Origin of the sequence: Anoxybacillus sp. FSL W8-0104 (assembly GCF_038004465.1) — a bacterium.
GTDB lineage: Bacteria > Bacillota > Bacilli > Bacillales > Anoxybacillaceae > Anoxybacillus > Anoxybacillus flavithermus_G.
The window spans coordinates 2627228-2648232 of the sequence record NZ_JBBOQU010000001.1 but is presented as its reverse complement, the minus strand read 5'-3'; the positions used below and the strand labels follow the sequence as shown (position 1 = coordinate 2648232).

Genomic DNA, 21005 nt, shown 5'->3' with positions numbered 1-21005 from the left:
ACGATGCTTCGGTCAATGATTACTGCCGCCAACACGATGAACCAACTACAACAACAACTAGACGTCATTAGCCATAATATCGCCAACGTCAATACAACGGGATATAAAAAACGCGATGCCGTATTTGGTGAATTGCTTGCCCAACAGTTTACGAACTTGCCAAAAACGGACGAAGCGCCTCGTCTGACGCCAGCAGGTGTCCGCCTCGGTGTCGGCGCAAAAGTTGCGTCCACCTATATGCAAATGAAACAAGGTTCGATCGTAAAAACAGATCGTCCATTAGACCTTGCTTTAACGAAAGAAGGGCAATTTTTCCGCATCGCCGTCGATGGCGACATTCAATATACGCGCGATGGTGCGTTTTACCTTAGCCCGTCGGTGAACAATCCAAACGAACTTATGGTTGTAACAGCTGATGGTTACGCGGTGCTAAATGAAAACGACGAGCCGATTACTGTCCGCGACGGTTTTAAAGATATTCAAGTCACCCAAAACGGCACGATGCAATTCATTGCGCCAAACGGAGACATCATGCAGACGGTAAACATCGGGGTATCATATATCACCCGTCCGCAACTTATGCAAGCGCTTGGCGATAACCGTTTTGCTTTTCCAAATGGGCTCAATGTGGAAGACGCAACAATCAACTTAGCTGGCAATAATCGCAACGACATTTCATTACAACAATACGCCCTAGAACAATCAAACGTGGAGCTAGCGACAGAAATGAGTGAACTGATGATTACGCAACGGTCATATCAGCTTAACGCTCGTGCGATTACGCTATCGGATCAAATGATGGGGATTATTAACGGCATTCGTTCGTAGAGAGGGAAATCATTATGGAAGAAAAAAAACAAAAACGCTCGCTTCGCCGTCCGCGCCGTCGCCTTATTCCGATTTGGCTTCGTTTAGTGATCGTGTTCGTTCTCGTTCTGTTAAGTGGGATGATCGGAGCGATGGTCGGCTACGGTGTAATTGGCGAAGGAAACGCATGGGATGCGTTAAAGCCAGCGACGTGGCAACATATTGTCGATTTAATCGAAAAACAGTAGTGGACAGACCACTTCAAAACGTGATACATTGAAAAAAAGGCGGAAGGGAGATCCTTCCGTTTTTTTATAAAGGAGGAACAATGCATGCTTGATATTCAACAAATTCAACAAATTATTCCACATCGCTATCCGTTTTTACTCGTTGATCGCATTGTTGAAGTCGAAGAAGGAAGACGCGCCGTCGGCATGAAAAACGTGAGCGCAAACGAACAATTTTTTGTCGGTCATTTTCCTGACTATCCCGTCATGCCTGGCGTATTAATTGTCGAAGCGCTTGCGCAAGTGGGAGCTGTCGCGATGTTAATGAAAGAAGAAAACCGCGGTCGCCTCGCCTTTTTCACAGGCATCGATAACTGCCGATTTAAAAAACAAGTAAAGCCGGGTGATCAATTACGATTAGAAGTCGAAATGATTCGTTTTAAAGGTGCAATTGGCAAAGGAAAAGGCATCGCCACAGTCGATGGTGAGCTCGTATGCGAAACAGAAATCATGTTTGCGCTCGGTGAAAAATAATGCATAATCGTCTCCTTTCTGGGCATGTTATAGGTGATTACATATAAGACAGAAAGGAGACGAACGATGAAAGCAAAATGGCTACTCAAACTACTTAGCGCGCTCATCGCCATCATGGTCGTCACCGGTTGCAATAACGACGATACCGATAACGATATGAACAATCAAGAAGAAATGCAACCAGGCGAAGATACAAATGAAGGCGTCGGCGACGATGAAGACGATGCTGTGCCAGATGAAGAAGACGCCGTTGAAGATGCAGAAGATATGAATGACGCAGACAATACGGACGAATAAACGTAAGAGGATTCCTCTTACGTTTTTTTATTCCCTCCTTTCCTATAATACGTAACAAAGTTATAAAACAACTTTGTCAACATTCTTTTTTTATGGTACATTAACGGTTGACGATTATTATATGGAGGGTTTTTGTATATGTTAAAACAGCTTCCTCATCGCATCAAGATGAACATCACGCTGTCGATTAAAAAAGTGTTTGAACAATATATGGCAACAATCGGCTGGGACGAAACAAAATATGATGCTGCAGCGTTCATGGAACAATGGCGTCATTATTTATACAATGAAGCGACATGGTTTGCGGAATTAGACGATACGATTAAAACAAACCCACACTTTCATGAACAACTTGCCGACCGCATTAACGAAATTATTGACCAGCTCGTCAATGAACCTCCAACGGACGAACAAATTGCCGAAATTAACCGTCTCGTTGAACGGCTCGGCATCGATGATTTCCCTTACGGCTGTAAACTAGAAGCAAAATATCATATCGAACGTCTCCAACATGAATTAAAAAAAAAGAAAAGCTGACGAAACGAGCGAGCATCAAACAACGAAAACTAGCAGAAATTTTATATTATCAAGCGTATGACGAACCGTTGCCAAATCGTGAGTATACGGTACAAGAAATGTACGACATGATCAATGAAGCGAAGCGAGTATTAGGACAAGAAAGTGAAGATGGCGAAATGATTCATTAAACCGGCAGAAAAAGAAACTGCTGGTTTTTATTTGTAATTTTTTTTTCAAAAAAGGGTAGAGAATTATAGATTGTCTATTTATAATGGAATTAGTCGAATGCTTGTCGAAAAATGAGTGTTTAGGAGGAAACTATGGAAGAGACGATTAGCTTACGAGAACTATTTCAAACGTTGCGCAAACGTGCCTGGCTTATTATTGCAATGACCGTCATCGCCACGATGATAAGTGGGATTGTCAGCTATTTTGTGTTGACGCCGATTTATCAAGCATCGACGCAACTATTAGTGAACCAAGCGAAAAGTGAACAGCCAATTTACAATATTAACGAAATTCAAACGAACTTGCAGCTTATTAATACATATAACGTCATTATGAAAAGCCCAGCCATTTTAGATATTGTAAAAGATGAACTCGATTTAAATATGTCGATTGAAGAGCTTAATGAAAAAATTAACGTCACAAGTGAAAAAGACTCGCAAGTCGTGAACGTAACAGTCGAAGATCCCGATCCGCATATGGCGGCTGATATTGCCAATACCGTCGCAAACGTATTTCAACGTGAAATCGTGAAAATTATGAACGTTGATAACGTCAACATTTTAGCAAAGGCAGAAGTAAAAGAACAGCCGGTTCCGGTGAAACCAAAGCCGCTACTCAATATGGCGATCGCTTTCGTCGTTGGCATGATGACAGGTGTTGGTTTAGCATTTTTACTTGAATATTTAGATAATACGATTAAAAACGAACAGGACGTCGAGAAATTGCTTGAGCTACCTGTGCTAGGAGCTGTCACAACAATTGATGAAGAAGGAAAAGAAGCAAAAGCGTTACAAGCGAAAAAGCAAGTACGAGGTGAGACGATTGGTTCTTAAAAAGAAAAAGCAAGTATTTGAGCGGACGATGCGCTCACTCATTACAAAAACAAATCCGAAGTCACCAATTTCTGAACAATATCGGACGATTCGAACAAACATTCAATTTTCTGTCGCTGATCGACCGTTGCGCTCGATTATGGTCACCTCTTCTGCCCCTGCAGAAGGAAAATCAACAACCGTTGCCAATTTAGCGGTCGTTTTTGCGCAACAAGGAAAAAAAGTGCTTCTTATTGATGCCGACTTACGCAAACCGACAGTCCATTATACGTTTCGAAAAGATAACTACATCGGTTTAACGAACGTATTAACGAAACAAGCTACACTTCAAACAGCGGTGAAAGAAACGGATGTGGAAAACTTATTCGTGTTAACGAGCGGTCCGATTCCGCCAAACCCAGCTGAATTGCTCGGCTCAGCCACAATGGAAGAACTATTAGCGGAAGCGTATGATCAGTTTAATGTTGTTCTTTTTGATACACCGCCCGTTTTAGTGGTGACAGATGCGCAAATTTTAGCGAATCAATGTGATGGAACGATTCTTGTTGTCCATAGTGGAAAGACAGAAATTGAAGCTGCACAAAAGGCGAAAGAACTCCTTTTAGCGGCGAAAGGAAAGCTTCTCGGTGTCGTGCTAAACCAAAAGAAACAAAAAGAAAGCAACTATTACTATTACTATGGCAACAAATAGACAATATTCGACAAAAATTGTATATTGCGTAATACGATTTTCCTATGTTAGTATGAATTACATACGAGGAAATTGTCGAAAAATATGAGAAAAATTTCTTTCATGTCGATAGATCAAAGGGGGGATTGTGATGATTGACGTTCATAGTCATATTTTGCCGTCTGTCGATGACGGGGCGAAAACGCTCGCTGATGCAATTGAGATGGCAAAAGCAGCTGTTGCGGAGGGAATTACAACAATCATCGCCACCCCCCATCACCGCAATGGAGCGTTTGAAAACGATAAATCGTCCATTATGGAACACGTTTATGCATTGAATGAAGCGTTGCAATACCATCGCATTCCCCTTTCTGTTTTACCCGGGCAAGAAGTACGCATTTATGGGGAATGGCTAGACGGTTATCGAGACGGTGATATTTTACCTCTCGCAGAAACGAAGTACGTTTTAATCGAGCTACCAAGCAATCACGTTCCGCGTTACACCGAGCAGTTGTTGTTCGATATTCAGCTGCAAGGTCTCGTCCCTATTATCGCCCATCCGGAGCGAAATAGCGAGCTGATCGAGCACCCAACGAAGCTATATGACCTTGTGAAAAAAGGAGCATTGACACAGCTGACTGCGGGAAGTATTGCTGGTAAGTTCGGCAAAAAAATTAAGAATTTTTCCTTGCAAATCATCGAAGCGAACTTAGCTCATTTAATCGCATCGGATGCGCATAATACGACGTCACGGGCATTCTATATGCGTGAAGCGTACGACGTCATTCAAAAACAGTTCGGCTCGCAAGCAGTATACGTTTTCCGTGAAAACGCCGAACTGCTTGTCGCGAACGAGACGTTGTATAAAGATGCACCAGAGCGAATTAAGAAGAAGAAGTTTTTAGGTATTTTCTAAGTTTTATATGTTCCCAATACATCGTGTGGATTAGTTATGCTTTGCTGGTTTCGTACGTTTGTCGATATCAGCTTTCTTTTTTCGATAGACACCGAATGACGGTCGTCTACATGTTTCGGTGATGTCTCCTTACCGTTATCAACGGAGGCACTCGGCTGTGCTGTGGGTGGGGACGATGACGGTCTTGCCACCTTAGACGCTTGTCGTCGATGGTGCGGTGTGAGGGTGGGTTAGATGCCCAATGCTAACCTTGTTTTTTGTTTATGTCTCTTTTTTGCCATGTTATAATGAGAGAAATGGTAAAGGAGGGATACAATTGAGCCAAGAATTAAAAGCTTTGCTTCGCTCTGTGTTAAAAGAAGAACTGCAACCGATTCATGAACAATTAGAGCGTGTTGAACAAACACAACAAGAGTTGCAACGTGGTCAAAAAGTATTAGAAGCGAGTGTTGCTCAAATTCAGCAAGAAGTAGCAGAGCTACAAGTAGGTCAGCGAGCATTAGAAAACACAGTTGCTCAAATTCAACAAGACGTCGCACAATTACAAGCAGGTCAACAAGCGTTACAACAAGACGTCGCACAACTGCAAGCAGGTCAACAAGCATTACAACAAGACGTCGCACAACTGCAAGCAGGCCAACAAGCGTTACAACAAGACGTCGCACAGTTACAAGCAGGCCAACAAGCGTTACAACAAGACGTCGCACAGTTACAAGCAGGCCAACAAGCGTTACAACAGGACGTCGCACAGTTACAAGCAGGTCAGCAGGCATTACAACAAGACGTTGCACAGTTACAAGCAGGCCAACAAGCGTTACAACAAGACGTCGCGCAATTACAAGCGGGTCAACAAGCGTTACAACAAGATGTTGCACAGTTACAAGCAGGTCAACGAGCATTACAACAAGACGTTGCACAATTACAAGCGGGTCAACAAGCGTTACAACAGGATGTTGCACAATTACAAGCAGGTCAACACAAGCTAGAAAATGATATGGTCGATATGAAACAATCACTCGGAAATATGGAACGGACGCAAGAAAAGATTCTTGAAGAGCTACGCATATCAAAAAACAACCAGACACTAGTCATAAATGATTTGACAAACATAAAAAAATCAATGGATGTGACGGTTGCTTATTTGCAGCGTAGATCTGATGTCATATTTGATAAAATGATTGAACATGAAAAAGAAATTTTAAATTTAAAAACACGTCTACCAAACTAACTCCCAATGGGAGCTATTTTTTTGTACATCGACGTATATGTTGTGCATATATAACATGTACGTGGGTGTACAGTTTAGGAAGCGAGGGATCTATGTGAAAAAAGTACGAAAAGCGATCATTCCAGCCGCCGGACTCGGCACGCGCTTTTTACCTGCGACAAAAGCGATGCCGAAAGAAATGCTTCCGATCGTCGACAAGCCAACGATTCAATACATCGTCGAAGAAGCGATTGAATCAGGCATTGAAGATATCATTATCGTCACAGGAAAAGGAAAACGTGCCATTGAAGATCATTTCGACCATGCATTCGAACTTGAACAAGCTTTACTAAAAAACAACAAACACGACTTGCTTGAAAAAGTAAAAGAGCCGTCTAAAGTTGATATTCATTACATTCGCCAAAAAGAACCGAAAGGACTTGGCCACGCCGTTTGGTGCGCCCGCAAATTTATCGGCGATGAACCGTTTGCGGTGCTGTTAGGCGACGACATCGTCCAATCCGATACCCCTTGTTTAAAACAACTGATGAACGAATTTGAACAAACGCATAGCTCGATCATCGGCGTCAAACAAGTCGCAGACGACGAAACGCATCGATACGGCATTATCGATCCACTTGACAAAAAAGGACGACGCTATCAAGTGAAACAATTCGTCGAAAAGCCAGCGCCAGGCACTGCACCATCGAACTTAGCCATCATGGGTCGGTACATACTCACGCCAGAAATTTTCATGTTTCTTGAAAAACAAGAAACCGGCGCCGGCGGTGAAATCCAGCTTACCGATGCGATTCAAAAGCTAAACGAAATCCAACGCGTTTTTGCGTATGAGTTTGAAGGAAAGCGGTATGATGTTGGGGAGAAGCTTGGGTTTATCCAGACGACGATTGAGTTTGCGATGCAAGATGAAGAGTTGAAACAACATCTCATTCCGTTTATGGAGCAGATATTGCAAGAAGCGAAAGTGAAGGAATAAAAGGTTAAAGGGGGATGAAGGGAGTTGGCGAAGTCAAATACTATGCAGGAAGCAGTTGTTTCGAATCAAAGAGTAGAATACGCTTCCTTTCAAAGTTTAGAAGATACATCTAGACTATACGCCATCACAAAAAGAATCATTGATATTGTCGGAGCAATCATTGGGCTTATTGTATCAAGCCCGCTTTTTTTATGCATTGGCATCTTTTATTTATTTGGCGATTCGAAAGGTCCGATTTTCTTCAAGCAAGTTCGCGTCGGCAAACACGGAGAAAGGTTTTACATATACAAATTCCGTTCGATGATCGTCAATGCGGAGGAAAAGCTAAAAGCCGATAAAGAGCTTTATCAAAAATATTTAAGAAACAATTATAAACTAGAGCCGCATGAAGATCCGCGTATCACGAACCTTGGACGTTTTTTGCGTAAGACAAGCTTAGATGAAATTCCTCAGCTCATTAACGTATTAAAAGGGGAAATGAGCCTGGTCGGACCGAGGCCGGTGGTAGAAGAGGAGTTAAAAGAGTACGGAAGCGACGTTGCGAAGTTTTTGTCCGTCAAGCCAGGAATGACTGGCTATTGGCAGGTAAGCGGAAGAAGTGAGGTCGGGTATCCGGAGAGAGTAGACGTGGAATTATTTTATGTATATAATCAATCGTTGTTTTTAGATATAGTGATTCTCGTAAAAACAGTGTTTATGGTGGTTTTACGAAAGGGAGCTTATTAAAACTGCGGGATCGTACGTTGTATTCAAGCTACACCCTCACCTAAAATATGTTAATAACGGGACATGAGCTTAGTTGGCCCACGTCCACCTCTGCCGAGGGAAGTAGCGCAGTATACGGAATACGATAAGCAAAGACTGCTTGTCACACCAGGGTGTACGGGGTTGTGGCAAGTGAGTGGGAGAAATGATTTAGGATTCAACGAGATGGTGGAACTGGATTTAAAATATATTCGTGAACGTTCGATTTTATATGATTTAAAGATTATACTTAAAACGATTAAAATAATGATTAAGCCAAATAGTGCTTATTAAGATTAAATAGAAAATTGGGTTAATTCTTATATAAAACAAGCCTTGATAAAACTCCTCAACCGATTAGTGTATTAAAAGGAGAAATGAGTTTGGTTGGACCGAGACCAGTGGTTGAAGAAGAACTAAAAGAATACGGAAGGGAAGTTTCAAAATTTTTATCAGTCAAGCCAGGAATTACAGGCTATTGGCAGGTAAGCGGGAGAAGCGAGGTCGGGTATCCTGAGAGAGTGGATTTAGAACTTTATTGTATATAATCAATCAATCAATTTTTTTAGATATTAGGATTTTGTTAAAAACTTTGCTTATAGTTTTGAATAAAAAAGGTGCGTATTAGTAATATAATAATGTAGGAGTGTTGAAGTATTAAAAACAAAATTAAACTTTGGTCAAAAGATAGTAAGAATTTCATTGCTGTAATGTTTTCTAGCATAGTCACAATAATAAATGGTGTTTTTCTTTCTTTAATAGTTCCGAAATATCTTGGCGTAACACAATTTGGTTATTTTAAATTGTTTGGATTTTATCTGGGTTTAGTAGGAGTAGCACATCTAGGATTTATTGATGGGATTTTAGTTCGGTACGGGCATTATAACTACGAGAATTTACCAAAAACAAAATTTCGAACGTTTTTCTTTTTCTTGTTATTTACCCAGGTCATTATAGCTGTTATTCTAATTGGGGCATTAATCCTTTTTACCAACAATATAGATAAAAAAATTATTTATATAATGGTTGCTATAAATATAATCTTTGTAAATATAGCAACCTTTTTTTCATTTGTTTGTCAAATTACGAAGAAATTTCGTATATTTGCAGTAAATACAATGTTGCAAAATGTACTTAATATACTATTTATTTGCATATTAATCTTTTTAGGTATCAAAAATTACTTTTATTATATTTTTATTCAGAGCATCATTAATTTATTAATTTCCATTAAATATACAATTCAGTTTAAGGATATCGTTATAGGAAAAAGAGAAAGTATATTCCTAGTGAAAAATGAGATTGTATCTAATTATAAGATAGGATTTTTTGTACTTGTTGGTAACTTTATGGGGTTAATTGTCCTTGGAATAGATAGAATTTTTATTGATCACTTTCTTTCTATTGCTGAATTTTCATATTATTCTTTTGCTGTTTCGTTATTAGGATTAGTCTTTACAATTATTAATTCAATTTCTGTATATTTGTATCCATATATTGCTCGTAATAGAGGTCAGCTCAATGCTCAAAAATATGAGTTGTTTTCTTCGATTTGTATTCTTGTAGCTAGTTATAGTTTATGTACTTTTTTTGTCATTGAATTTATAGTAATAAATTATTTAGGAGATTATACTGAATCTATAATAATCACAGCTATTCTATATCCAATTATAATTTTAAGAAGTACTATTAATATTGTAAGTGTTAACTTTTATAAGGCTTTACAGTTAGTGAAAGATTACAATAGAAATAATATAGTTGCATTTGCTATAACATTATTATCCAATATTATTATTGTTTTTTCAGCACCTAGCTTATTAAATTTTTCAATAGGTACTTTTCTTTCGTTTTACATATGGGCAATTTATACGGATTTTTATTTTTATAGAAAGTTTAATATTAATACTCTTAAACATCATATATTTATTATTTTGACGATAGCTTCATTTTTCTTATGCACTAACTTGTCTTATGTATTGGGAATGTTTTTATATTTGTTAGTCGTTACGGTTTTTGTCATGCTATTTTATAAGAATTTATTGACTACTATTTTAAAAACTGTAGGAATGGGAGTAAAAACACAATGAAAGGAATTATTTTAGCTGGGGGAAGCGGTACTCGCCTCTATCCGCTAACAAAAGCAGTATCTAAACAATTATTACCTATTTATGATAAACCGATGATTTATTATCCATTGTCGGTGTTAATGCTAGCGGGTATCCGCGACATTTTAATTATTTCCACTCCGAATGATACGCCGCGGTTTGCGGAGCTGTTGGGAGACGGGTCGCAGCTGGGAATCTCGTTGTCTTACGCTGTGCAGCCTTCCCCGGATGGTCTTGCGCAGGCGTTTATTATTGGGGAAGAGTTTGTCGGTGATGATAATGTTGCGCTGATTTTAGGAGACAATGTGTTTTATGGACACGGATTGACAAAGTTATTGCAAAACGCCGTGGAACGGAAAACAGGCGCGACGGTGTTTGGGTATTACGTAAATGATCCAGAACGTTTTGGCGTTGTAGAGTTTGATGAAAATGGAAAAGTCATTTCCATTGAAGAAAAACCGAAACATCCGAAGTCTAATTATGCGGTGACAGGGTTGTATTTTTATGACAACCATGTTGTAGAATTCGCAAAAAGTATTAAGCCTTCCGCGCGTGGCGAGCTGGAAATTACCGATGTGAATAAAAAATATTTAGAGCTTGGCGAATTGCATGTGGAGATTTTAGGAAGAGGTTTTTCATGGTTAGATTCTGGCACGCATGAATCTTTGCTTGAAGCTTCACAATTTATTGAGACAATTGAAAAGCGGCAAAGTTTAAAAGTTGCTTGCCTTGAGGAAATTGCCTATTTGAAAGGATACATTGACCGAGAACAGTTATTAAAACTAGCGGAGCCGCTAAAGAAAAATCAGTACGGTCAATATTTAATTGATATTGCCAACCAGAAAAAACGACCGATTTATTTGTAAAGATGAGGTGCTTTAGAATGAAAGTGAGTAAGACGCTGTTACCCGGTGTATTGTTGATTGAGCCAAAAGTGTTTGGTGATCACCGGGGCTTTTTTATGGAAAGTTATAATAAAAAGCTTTTTGCGGAATATGGTCTGGATTTCGATTTTATTCAAGATAATCACTCGTTATCACAACAAGCGGGAACGATCCGCGGGCTTCATTATCAGTTAAATCCGAAAGCGCAAACGAAGCTCGTCCGCGTTACTAGAGGCGCCATTTATGATGTTATCGTTGATATTCGCAAAGGTTCGCCGACGTTTGGCAAATGGCAAGGTTTTATTTTAAGTGCGGAGAATAAGCGGCAATTGCTTGTGCCGAAAGGTTTTGCACATGGGTTTTGTACGTTAGTGGAAAATACGGAAGTACAATATAAAGTTGATGAATATTATTCACCTGAACATGATCGTGGCATTCTTTGGAATGATCTGACGCTAGGAATTGACTGGCCGACAGCGAATCCAATTCTTTCTGATAAAGATACGAAACATCCACTATTAGCAGATGCCGAAATCAACTTTGAGTGGGAGAGACAGTCATGAATCTTTTAGTTACAGGCGGAGCGGGTTTTATCGGTAGCAACTTTGTTCGTTACATGCTTGAGAAATACCCAAATTATAAACTAGTCAATTATGATTTATTAACCTATGCTGGTAATCTTGAAAACTTAAAGGATGTTGAAAATCATCCTAACTATACCTTTGTGAAGGGTGATATCAATAACCGTGAGCTAGTGAATTATCTTGTTAAAACTCATGAAATTGACGTTATTGTGAACTTTGCAGCGGAATCGCATGTCGATCGTAGTATTACAGATCCTGATATTTTTGTAAAAACAAATGTATTGGGAACGCAAGCGTTATTGGACGTGGCGAAAGCCAACAATATCAAGAAATATGTGCAAATTTCAACGGATGAAGTGTACGGTACACTTGGAGAAACGGGATATTTTACAGAAGAAACACCATTAGCACCGAATAGCCCTTATTCGGCAAGTAAAGCTGGTGGAGACCTACTTGTAAGAGCGTATCATGAAACGTATGGGCTAAATGTGAACATTACGAGATGTTCTAATAACTATGGACCATATCACTTCCCTGAAAAACTCATTCCGTTAATGATCACGAATGCGCTGGAGGGGAAAGAACTTCCGATTTACGGTGACGGTCAAAATATTCGTGACTGGTTACATGTTAAAGACCATTGCGCGGCGATTGATTTAGTCATTCATAAAGGTAGACCTGGTGAAGTATACAATATCGGTGGACATAATGAACGGACAAATAATGAAATCGTGCATCTAATCGTTGAAAAACTCGGGGTTTCAAAAGATTTAATTAAATATGTTGCCGATCGTCCAGGGCATGATCGTCGTTATGCGATTGATCCAACGAAAATTATGACAGAGCTTGGCTGGAAGCCACAATATACCTTCGAAAAGGGTATCGTTGAAACAATCCAATGGTATATCGACAACCAAGAATGGTGGAAAAATATTAAATCCGGTGAATATATGAACTACTATCAAAAACAGTATGGTGACAAGCTATGAAAGTTGTTGTAACAGGTGCAAAAGGTCAGCTTGGCACAGATTTAGTCCATTTACTCGCTGATAGAGGATATGAAGTTTATGGTTATGGACGAGAAGAGTTAGATATAACAAACTTTGACCAAGTAAAACAAGTTATTAGCGCAGTTAACCCTGATGTTGTTATTCACGCTGCTGCCTATACAAAAGTCGATTTAGCGGAATCGGAGCCAGATCAAGCTTTTTTAATTAACGCATACGGGACGAGGAATGTCGCAGTAGCATCAGAAGCGGTAGGGGCAAAACTTGTCTATATCAGTACCGATTATGTCTTTGATGGAACAGCGAATGCGCCGTATAACGAATTTGCCCCGACAAACCCGCTTAGCGTATACGGAAAAAGTAAACTAGCTGGTGAGCAGTTTGTCCGCGACTTGCATTCGAAGTTTTTTATCGTCAGAACATCTTGGGTATATGGGAAGCATGGAAATAATTTCGTCAAAACCATGTTAAAGCTGGCTCAAGAACGGGATGAATTAATGGTCGTAAACGACCAAATTGGTTGCCCGACATATACAGTCGATTTAGCCAATTGCATTTTGGAACTGATTCAAACGGAAAAATACGGCGTTTACCATGTTTCCAATTCTGGGCATTGTTCTTGGTATGAGTTCGCTAAAGCAATTTTTGAAGAAGCTGGGATTGAGGTTAAAGTCAATCCTTGCACGACAAAAGAGTTTCCAAGACCAGCACCAAGACCGATGTATTCGGTGTTTGAGCATATGGCATTAAGGTTAAATGGGTTTAGTGAAATGAGGGAATGGAGAGAAGCGTTGAAAGATTTTATAATACAAATTAAACTATAAGGTAGTGATGAACATTTGAAACAAGTAACTGATAAAGACGTAGCGATTATTATTTTAAATTGGAATGCATATGATGATACATTTGAGTGTTTAAAATCGCTAGAACATTTAACGTATCCTTACTTTCATGTATTTTTAGTAGACAATGCATCACAAGACGAATCGTTTGAAAAACTACAACAAGATTACAAGAATGGTAAGCTTAATGTACCAATTACATTCATTCAAACTGGAGCGAATTTAGGATTTGCTGGTGGGAATAATGTTGCAATTAAAGAAGCATACAATCAAGGATATCAATATTTTTGGATGTTGAATAATGATACGGTAGTAGACCCGAATGCTTTAACTCCACTAGTGGAAACATTAGAAAAAGATCGACAAGTGGGGATTGTTGGCTCAAAGATTTATTACTACGGTACGAATAAAATTTGGTTTGCGGGTGGAAAAGTAAACACTTGGACTGGAGCATGTGCGCATATAGGTTTTAAAGAGGAAGATAAAGGTCAATATAATCAACTTAAGGAAGTTGATTATATAACAGGTTGTAGTTTGTGCTTCAGAAAGGAAATTCTTGAAACGGTTGGGTACATGGAGGAAGATTACTTTCTCTACTATGAGGAAACTGATTGGAATTTGAAATCCTCTAATAAGGGGTGGAAAATTGTTTATATTCCAAATTCTGCAATTTACCACAAAGTGTCTATTTCATCAGGTGGAGAATCTAATCCGTCTCCCTATGTTGCGTTTTATGATATAAGAAATGGTCATTGGATGGTAAAGCGTACACAAGAGAAATATAAGTGGATAACTTCTTATTTATATAGGTATTATAAAGCCTTGAAAAAGCTAATAAAGATGGTCGTTTGTAATTATGATAGAAAGCTTATAAGAATAAAATTGATAATTAAAGCATTGTACGAATAGATAGGGATGGAAGAGTTAGCTGTTCCAAAGAGGTTATCCCGAAAGTAAAACTGCAATTTTTAAATACTATGGTAAAGTAATTATGTATAATCATGGAAATGATTAGTATTTTTTCGACTTCAATCGATAATGTAAAGGTCACAGCTCTATAAAGTGGTCGAATTTGCTTAAGTTTCTCTGGCAGTTAGTTTGTATCGAAAAAGTCAGTTATTTTTCTCCCGACCTTAGTGTTATTAAGGGGTTAGTTCAATGGAAATAACAATTATGGGATATTTATTAATACCTATAGGAATATTTTTATTATTTCTTAAAAAAGATTACTTGTTATATTTTGTAGTATTTTTTTCAGGTTTTACTGGCTCTAGTGTTATAAATTTTAGTTCTATTACTTTTAGTCTTCAGCCTTCATATTATTTCGGAATGCTTTACCTTATTAAGCATTTAATAGATATTTTTTTAAATACTAAAAGTATTGTAACTATTCACTCCGATAGTAGTATGTAAAGAAGCGCAACACAAATAGGGCATCCCCGTAATAGAAAATGCCCTAAGTGGTAGAAAGAAGACGATCAAGCGTTGTCACCTGTCAACAGAAGACATAACGAATCCCACACGTTTTTTTCGTGTTTCGTCAGTGTGGAAACGATGCTTCTTGTGATACAAAAAGACTGGGCGAATGTTTCTTCGCGAAACGTACCCGAAATGTTCTCTTTGACTTTGACCATGGTATGGGTATTTTGAGAAAATTGGAAAACACGTAGTTTATAAATAATACAACTAACATTGGTGATGGTATGTATTCAGTTATTAATGATCATTTTATATTTTTATTATTATGGTTTTTTGTATTCTTTTATTTCGTTTGCTGGTTTGTTTATATTATGATTAAGAGAAAAATGGTTACTGTCTTATCTACAACTATAATAATGAATATATTTATACCTCTTGTTTTGATGTACCCATTTGCACTTTCTCCTAAAAATATTCCTGCTACAGGTTATACTTGGTATTTAAGATATTTAAATTATATAGATAAAGCATTTATAATATCATTAATAGGTATATTGGGCTTTATCATAGGTTGTCTTGTTGCTAGGAGTAAGCAGGCAGATAACTTTCCTGTTTTAAATAGCGTGTCACAATCTTTTAAATTTTTGAGTAAAACTAGTTCGCTATTAGTATTGTCGTTATTTTTAATTGGATTATTTTTTTTAATGTATAAACTAGGTTATTTTGCTCAAGGTAATACCGCAAGGGCTTACGCTATGGCTAATCCAGCTGTAAGACCTATTGCTAATTTGTTTTTGGCTTTATTGCCGTTATTTGTAAGTTTGAGTTTGTTTGTATTTCATACTAAAAGATCTATATTAGCAATTTTTTTTATTTTGATAGGAATACTTTTAGGACTTACAAGTGGGACTAGAGCTGCTACATTAGGGGGTATTTTGTTATTTATTTATGCTAAATTTAATTTTCAGTCTAAAAAAAGAAGCAATCTCTTGAAAATTGTGTTTTTAGGGTTTGTTCTTTTGTTCTTGGCTATCTATATCGGTGATTTGCGAGAGCATCAGTATAATCCGTTTGTAACAATTGACAAATTGTATAATAAATTATTCTACGGAAACAATTTTTCGGATTTAAGAGATTTTGCCTGGGTGCTCTCTGGTTGGGATGAAAGTTATCTATATGGTAGAACTCAATTAGCGGGATTGCTTTCATTTATCCCTAGCTCAATTTTCTCATTTAGAGAGGAATGGGGATTAGGAGTCTTTACAACTAGAGTTCTTGGCTTTGATCACTCTATTCATCCAGGGTTAAGACCAGGAATATTTGGAGAGCCATATTTTAACTTTGGTTATATTGGTGTAATGTTTTTTGGGTTTTTGTATGGATATATTATATATAAAATTCATCTCTTTGCTCAAAAGTCTCTCGTTTTAGAAGATAAATACCAATCAATGAATAACATCTTATCGTCTTATGTTACAGCGCATTTATCCATAAATTTTATGATAACAGCAGGCTTCTTTAGCGTTTATGTCGTTGGCGGAATAATATTGATTGGGGTTGTATTAACAAGATTTAGACTTTACAGGTATAGCTCTCCCTATTTTTAAACGGCTGGGTTTTTTCAACTTGCTGACAAATTCGACATGCAAATATAAAATTTTTGACTTAACTTTGTCACGCTGTTGGTGTAGAGAATAACCGAATAACAATTTTAGAAGAAAATGGTATTGAAGTTGCTAGGCGAAGTGTTGTCCAGTTATCCTTGGTCTGTCACTTGAAGATGAAACTTAAACCCATAGTACCAATGCTTTTTCGATGCACAAAATCCAATGTCAGCGATGCCTTGAAATCGTTTGACACGGTACATTCTTGCGGCATGGCACAACTCGATTGGCATGCTATCTACGACCGCGTAGGCATGGTGTTGCCCACGTTTCGCCAGTTCATGACGAATCCATTTGATCGCAAAGCGCAGCGCTCGGCAACGGCGATTGTATCGAGAACGTTTGAGAAAACGTCCATCCGTAAACGAGTTCCCAGTCACAAAGCGATGCCATGCACGTTCGGAAGAGAAGCCAAGCAGCTTTCCTAAAAGATGAATAGCAATGATCACCGTATCTTCTTGTTTCACCAAATGACGATTGCGACGTTGAAGATAGCATTGAATTTGTGACAGCTGGGCAGAAACAAAAAAGAAAATGACTGCATATTGTTTTTGAATCTTTGCTTGATCTGTAGTAAAATGAAAGTGCTCTTGCATGGGGATTCTCCTTTCGAATGTTGGATAGCACTTTCATTCTACAGGAGATCCACAAGCAAGGGCTATTTTTATGCTTACTCGATTTTATCTAGCACCACGGGTTTTTATCTATATTTACTTATATAGGGTTGGAGAATAAGTTTGAGATATGGATGTGGTTTGTATTTCTCGAATCATTTAGAGAAGTTGAGAAACATAGTTGAGTAGTATTTTCTAGAGAATATTTGTTTTTAATAGACAGGGAGAAGTGTAGATAATAATGAAAATAACAGTTGACGTAAGAATGATCAATGCATCAGGTATAGGAGTATATATCCAAAATATACTACCTAACATCATTAATAGTTTAGACAATTACCATTTTTATTTGTTGGGTGACTTAAATACACTTCTTAATTATGAATGGACTCAAAAATCTAATGTTTCTATTATTAATTTAAAGTCAAAGATATATTCCTTACCTGAACAACGGCATTTACTATCCAAAATTCCTAAAGATAGTGTGCTATTTTGGTCTCCTCATTATATAATTCCTATTTTCTATAAAGGAAAAATACTTGTAACAGTGCATGATGTATTTCATCTTGCTAAACCTGAATTCGTAGGTGGTTTTCATAAAAAGCTATATGCTAAATTAATGTTTAAAGCTGTTAGTAAAAAGGCGGATGCTATTATTTCAGTATCTGACTTTACAAAAAAAGAATTTCTAAAGTTTGTTAATGGAAATCAAGATAATATTTATACAGTATATAATGGGGTAAATAATTTTTGGAGAGAATTTAGAGATAAAGATACAGATTCAAATGATTTAAAATCTTATATTGTCTATGTAGGCAATGTTAAACCACATAAAAATTTAATCTCTCTAGTAAAAGCTTTTGAAAAAATCAAAAATGAAATTCCTCATAATTTAGTTATTATAGGTAAAAAAGAAGGCTTTATTACTGGTGATCAAGAAGTTATTAAATATGCCGAAAGACTAGGAGATAGGATTAAGTTTACAGGATTTGTTGATAATGAAACATTAAAGCGGTATATTGCAAATGCCCATGCTTTAGTTTTCCCATCTTTATACGAAGGCTTCGGCCTCCCCCCTTTAGAAGCCATGGCTTGCGGCTGTCCTGTGATTGTTTCAAATGCCGCTTCCTTACCTGAAGTTTGCGGGGATGCGGCATTATATGTTGATCCTTATAGCTCAGAGGATATTGCTGAAAAAATCAAGCTACTATTGTCTGATGATAAATTGAGAGAGGAATTACGTAGAAAAGGATTAGAAAGAGCCAAGATGTTTTCATGGGAGAAATGTGCACAGGAAACGCTTAAAGTAATTGAGGAGGTGCTAGCAAAGTGAAAGTCGCAATCATTCACGACTGGCTAGTCACCTATGCAGGCGCTGAGAAAGTATTGGAACAATTACTCAAGATTTATCCTAATGCTGATTTGTTTAGCCTCGTAGACTTTATAGATAAAGATCAGAGAGATTTTATTTTAAATAAACAGGTTACTACTTCTTTTATTCAAAAGTTGCCGTTTGCTAAGAAGAAGTATCGAAGCTATCTGCCTTTTATGCCGTTGGCTATCGAGCAATTGGATGTATCAAAGTACGATATTGTCATTTCTAGTTCTCATGCAGTTGCTAAGGGAGTAATTACGGGCCCTGACCAACTGCATATTTCTTATGTTCATTCGCCAATCCGCTACGCATGGGATTTGCAGCATCAATATTTAAAAGAGGCGAGATTAGACCGAGGAATGAAAGGCTGGATCGCAAAGACGATCTTACACTACATAAGAAATTGGGATTATCGTACGGCAAATGGTGTCGACTATTTTGTATCGAATTCAAAATTTATCGCTCGGAGAATTTGGAAAGTGTATCGAAGGGAAGCGGATGTCATCTATCCACCGGTAGATGTGTCCGCTTTTACTTTCCACGATAAAAAAGAAGATTTTTATCTTACAGCATCTCGAATGGTTCCATACAAGAAGATCGACTTGATTGTTGAAGCTTTCTCACAAATGCCAGATAAAAAATTAGTCGTTATAGGTGACGGACCGGATTTTCATAAAATTAAGGCAAAGGCTGCTTCTAATGTGGAATTGCTTGGATACCAGCCTTTTGAAGTTTTAAGAGACTATATGCAGCGGGCAAAAGCATTTGTATTTGCTGCTGAGGAGGATTTCGGCATTACACCTGTTGAGGCGCAAGCTTGTGGTACGCCGGTAATTGCCTACGGGAAAGGCGGGGCATTAGAAACTGTTCGAGGATACGGACAAGCTGAGAATCCTACAGGCTTATTTTTTGAAGAACAGACCGTGGCATCATTAGTTCAGTCTATTCAGTTGTTTGAGAATATCTCGGGAGATATTCAATATCAAGACTGTCGTGAAAATGCATTGCGTTTTTCACCAGAAAGATTTAGAAAAGAGTTTCAAGACTATGTAAATAACAAACTTCAACATTGTAATTAAAAAATTAGGAGGTTTTCCATGAAACTTGTATTACTTTCCGGCGGTTCCGGCAAACGCCTTTGGCCGTTATCAAATGATGCTCGTTCAAAGCAATTTTTGAAAGTATTGGAAAACAAAAATGGCGAGTTGCAGTCGATGGTACAACGTGTATGGGAACAGTTAGGGAATGTTGGCCTAGCTGATTCCGCTGTGATTGCTACAAGCAAATCCCAAGTCGATATGATTCAAAGCCAATTAGGACAAGATGTACCGATTATTATTGAACCGATGCGGCGCGATACGTTCCCAGCGATCGCTCTCGCATCGGTTTATTTGTATAGCGTCGAAGGAATTCGTTTAGATGAAGTGGTTGCGGTGTTGCCTGTCGATCCATATGTAGAGGATCGCTTTTTCCAACGAGTCAAAGAGCTAGAAAAAACGGTTCTTGAAAGTGATGCAGATTTGGCGTTAATTGGTGTCGAACCGACGTATCCATCGGCGAAGTACGGGTATATTGTTCCGACTTCTACATCTAGTGAAAGTGATTATTTAAGAGTAAGCCATTTTACAGAGAAGCCAAACGAAGAAAAAGCAGCGGAGTTAATCAAGCAAGGTGCGCTTTGGAACTGTGGTGTGTTTGCTTTTCGATTGGATTATATGATTTCGCTATTAGAAGCAAAAGGGCTTCCGATTCAATATGAAGAGTTATTGAAGCAGTATGAGCGGCTTCCGAAAATTAGCTTTGACTATGAAGTGGTCGAAAAGACGAAGCATATTGTTGTGTTGCCGTATGATGGGTATTGGAAAGACCTTGGCACATGGAATACATTGACGGAAGAAATGGCAACGGAGCAAATTGGAAAAGGGATTATTGCTGATTCAGAGAATACGCATTTAATTAATGAATTAGACATTCCAGTAACAGTGTTAGGAGTTTCCAATGCGATTGTGGCGGTAAGTCCGGACGGAATTTTAGTTTCTGATAAAGCCGCAAGCCCGCGAATTAAAGAACTGGTGAACGACTTTGACCAGCGCCCGATGTACGAAGAACGTCGCTGGGGTTGGTATCGGGTACTAGACTACACAAAATTTGAAGATGGACGAGAAGTATTAACAAAACGAATTGGCGTTACGGCAGGAAAAAATTTAAGCTATCAAATGCATCATCATCGCAGTGAAGTATGGACGATTATCAAAGGAGAAGGTGAATTTGCGCTTGACGGTGAAATTCGTTTTGTCAAACCAGGGGATGTACTTGAGATCCCTATTGGCGCAAAACATGGCATTAGAGCGATTACTGATTTAGAATTTATCGAAGTGCAAACTGGAGCACAGTTAATTGAGGAAGACATTGTTCGAATCTATATGACGTGGGAAGAAGTCGAGCAACATTGCTTATTTGTCAGTCACTAATTTTTGGGCTGCTAGAAGAGATAAACTTCTAGCAGCCTCTTTTTTATTTTACTTATTACCA

22 protein-coding genes and 4 pseudogenes are annotated in these 21005 nt (G+C 38.2%); 24 read left to right on the top strand and 2 right to left on the bottom strand.

Translation table 11 applies throughout. The features are described from left to right. Positions 1-3 precede the first annotated feature (3 nt). The 20 genes and pseudogenes from NST18_RS14135 to NST18_RS14040 all read left to right on the top strand — a co-directional run bounded on the left by NST18_RS14135 (position 4) and on the right by NST18_RS14040 (position 14814). On the top strand, positions 4-828 hold the full coding sequence (locus tag NST18_RS14135; RefSeq protein WP_004892961.1) for a flagellar hook-basal body protein: 825 nt from the start codon (positions 4-6) through the stop codon (positions 826-828). A gap of 14 nt (positions 829-842) precedes the next feature. Next, a complete protein-coding gene (locus tag NST18_RS14130; RefSeq protein WP_004892959.1) occupies positions 843-1055 on the top strand; it encodes a DNA-directed RNA polymerase subunit beta in 213 nt (70 codons plus the stop codon). 84 nt (positions 1056-1139) lie between these two features. After that, complete coding sequence (fabZ, locus tag NST18_RS14125) at positions 1140-1568, top strand: 3-hydroxyacyl-ACP dehydratase FabZ (RefSeq protein ID WP_004892954.1); 429 nt, start codon at positions 1140-1142, stop codon at positions 1566-1568. Positions 1569-1634: 66 nt separating this feature from the next. Continuing rightward, positions 1635-1865 (top strand): hypothetical protein, encoded by a 231-nt coding sequence (locus NST18_RS14120; RefSeq protein WP_004892949.1) that lies wholly within the window; start codon positions 1635-1637, stop codon positions 1863-1865. A 138-nt stretch (positions 1866-2003) separates the two neighbouring features. Further along, a complete protein-coding gene (locus tag NST18_RS14115; protein WP_004892947.1) occupies positions 2004-2402 on the top strand; it encodes a hypothetical protein in 399 nt (132 codons plus the stop codon). A 302-nt stretch (positions 2403-2704) separates the two neighbouring features. Next, a complete protein-coding gene (locus NST18_RS14110) occupies positions 2705-3445 on the top strand; it encodes a YveK family protein (RefSeq protein ID WP_004892946.1) in 741 nt (246 codons plus the stop codon). After that, entirely contained in the window at positions 3435-4136 is a 702-nt protein-coding gene (locus NST18_RS14105; RefSeq protein ID WP_035018994.1) for a CpsD/CapB family tyrosine-protein kinase, read from the top strand. The genes NST18_RS14110 and NST18_RS14105 overlap by 11 nt, the downstream gene beginning before the upstream one ends. Before the next feature lie 130 nt (positions 4137-4266). Continuing rightward, complete coding sequence (locus NST18_RS14100; protein ID WP_064213970.1) at positions 4267-5031, top strand: tyrosine-protein phosphatase; 765 nt, start codon at positions 4267-4269, stop codon at positions 5029-5031. Between the two features lie 316 nt (positions 5032-5347). Further along, positions 5348-6259 carry a hypothetical protein gene (locus NST18_RS14095; RefSeq protein ID WP_340721586.1) on the top strand — a complete coding sequence of 304 codons (912 nt, stop codon included), beginning with the start codon at positions 5348-5350 and terminating at the stop codon, positions 6257-6259. A gap of 94 nt (positions 6260-6353) precedes the next feature. After that, positions 6354-7235 carry a UTP--glucose-1-phosphate uridylyltransferase GalU gene (gene galU / locus NST18_RS14090; protein ID WP_340721584.1) on the top strand — a complete coding sequence of 294 codons (882 nt, stop codon included), beginning with the start codon at positions 6354-6356 and terminating at the stop codon, positions 7233-7235. A gap of 24 nt (positions 7236-7259) precedes the next feature. Continuing rightward, a complete protein-coding gene (locus NST18_RS14085; protein ID WP_445290566.1) occupies positions 7260-7961 on the top strand; it encodes a sugar transferase in 702 nt (233 codons plus the stop codon). Between the two features lie 60 nt (positions 7962-8021). Beyond that, positions 8022-8273: pseudogene (locus NST18_RS14080) on the top strand (sugar transferase); the annotation flags it as partial. 23 nt (positions 8274-8296) lie between these two features. Then, positions 8297-8607, top strand: a pseudogene (locus tag NST18_RS14075) (sugar transferase); the annotation flags it as partial. A 175-nt stretch (positions 8608-8782) separates the two neighbouring features. Beyond that, positions 8783-10066, top strand: coding sequence for an oligosaccharide flippase family protein (locus tag NST18_RS14070; protein ID WP_340721583.1), 1284 nt, complete (start codon positions 8783-8785; stop codon positions 10064-10066). Beyond that, positions 10063-10950, top strand: coding sequence for a glucose-1-phosphate thymidylyltransferase RfbA (rfbA, locus tag NST18_RS14065; protein WP_192952114.1), 888 nt, complete (start codon positions 10063-10065; stop codon positions 10948-10950). The genes NST18_RS14070 and rfbA overlap by 4 nt, the downstream gene beginning before the upstream one ends. Positions 10951-10967: 17 nt before the next feature. Next, the gene (gene rfbC, locus NST18_RS14060) at positions 10968-11531 is read left to right on the top strand and encodes a dTDP-4-dehydrorhamnose 3,5-epimerase (protein WP_192952115.1); all 564 of its coding nucleotides are present in this window, start codon (positions 10968-10970) and stop codon (positions 11529-11531) included. Next, the gene (gene rfbB / locus NST18_RS14055) at positions 11528-12541 is read left to right on the top strand and encodes a dTDP-glucose 4,6-dehydratase (RefSeq protein WP_340721581.1); all 1014 of its coding nucleotides are present in this window, start codon (positions 11528-11530) and stop codon (positions 12539-12541) included. Before rfbC ends, rfbB begins: the two co-directional genes overlap by 4 nt. Next, the gene (rfbD, locus tag NST18_RS14050) at positions 12538-13383 is read left to right on the top strand and encodes a dTDP-4-dehydrorhamnose reductase (protein ID WP_192953378.1); all 846 of its coding nucleotides are present in this window, start codon (positions 12538-12540) and stop codon (positions 13381-13383) included. The genes rfbB and rfbD overlap by 4 nt, the downstream gene beginning before the upstream one ends. A gap of 15 nt (positions 13384-13398) precedes the next feature. Continuing rightward, complete coding sequence (locus tag NST18_RS14045; protein WP_192953377.1) at positions 13399-14310, top strand: glycosyltransferase family 2 protein; 912 nt, start codon at positions 13399-13401, stop codon at positions 14308-14310. 249 nt (positions 14311-14559) lie between these two features. Continuing rightward, the gene (locus tag NST18_RS14040; protein WP_192953376.1) at positions 14560-14814 is read left to right on the top strand and encodes a hypothetical protein; all 255 of its coding nucleotides are present in this window, start codon (positions 14560-14562) and stop codon (positions 14812-14814) included. 43 nt (positions 14815-14857) lie between these two features. Here NST18_RS14040 and NST18_RS14035 read toward each other — a convergent pair. Then, a pseudogene (locus NST18_RS14035) lies at positions 14858-15035 on the bottom strand (IS66 family transposase); the annotation flags it as partial. A 69-nt stretch (positions 15036-15104) separates the two neighbouring features. Here NST18_RS14035 and NST18_RS14030 point away from each other — a divergent pair. After that, positions 15105-16427: an O-antigen polymerase gene (locus NST18_RS14030; protein WP_340721579.1), complete on the top strand. Its 1323-nt coding sequence runs from the start codon at positions 15105-15107 to the stop codon at positions 16425-16427. Between the two features lie 152 nt (positions 16428-16579). Here NST18_RS14030 and NST18_RS14025 read toward each other — a convergent pair. Then, a pseudogene (locus NST18_RS14025) lies at positions 16580-17080 on the bottom strand (IS982 family transposase); the annotation flags it as partial. 259 nt (positions 17081-17339) lie between these two features. On the opposite strand from NST18_RS14025, the gene NST18_RS14020 reads away from it, so the two are divergent. From NST18_RS14020 to NST18_RS14010, 3 genes are read left to right on the top strand one after another with little or no spacing between them, the layout of a single operon-like run. Beyond that, a complete protein-coding gene (locus NST18_RS14020) occupies positions 17340-18431 on the top strand; it encodes a glycosyltransferase family 4 protein (RefSeq protein WP_206706160.1) in 1092 nt (363 codons plus the stop codon). Next, positions 18428-19552, top strand: coding sequence for a glycosyltransferase (locus NST18_RS14015; protein WP_192953348.1), 1125 nt, complete (start codon positions 18428-18430; stop codon positions 19550-19552). Before NST18_RS14020 ends, NST18_RS14015 begins: the two co-directional genes overlap by 4 nt. An 18-nt stretch (positions 19553-19570) precedes the next feature. Continuing rightward, on the top strand, positions 19571-20944 hold the full coding sequence (locus NST18_RS14010; RefSeq protein ID WP_192953349.1) for a sugar phosphate nucleotidyltransferase: 1374 nt from the start codon (positions 19571-19573) through the stop codon (positions 20942-20944). Positions 20945-21005: the final 61 nt, after the last annotated feature.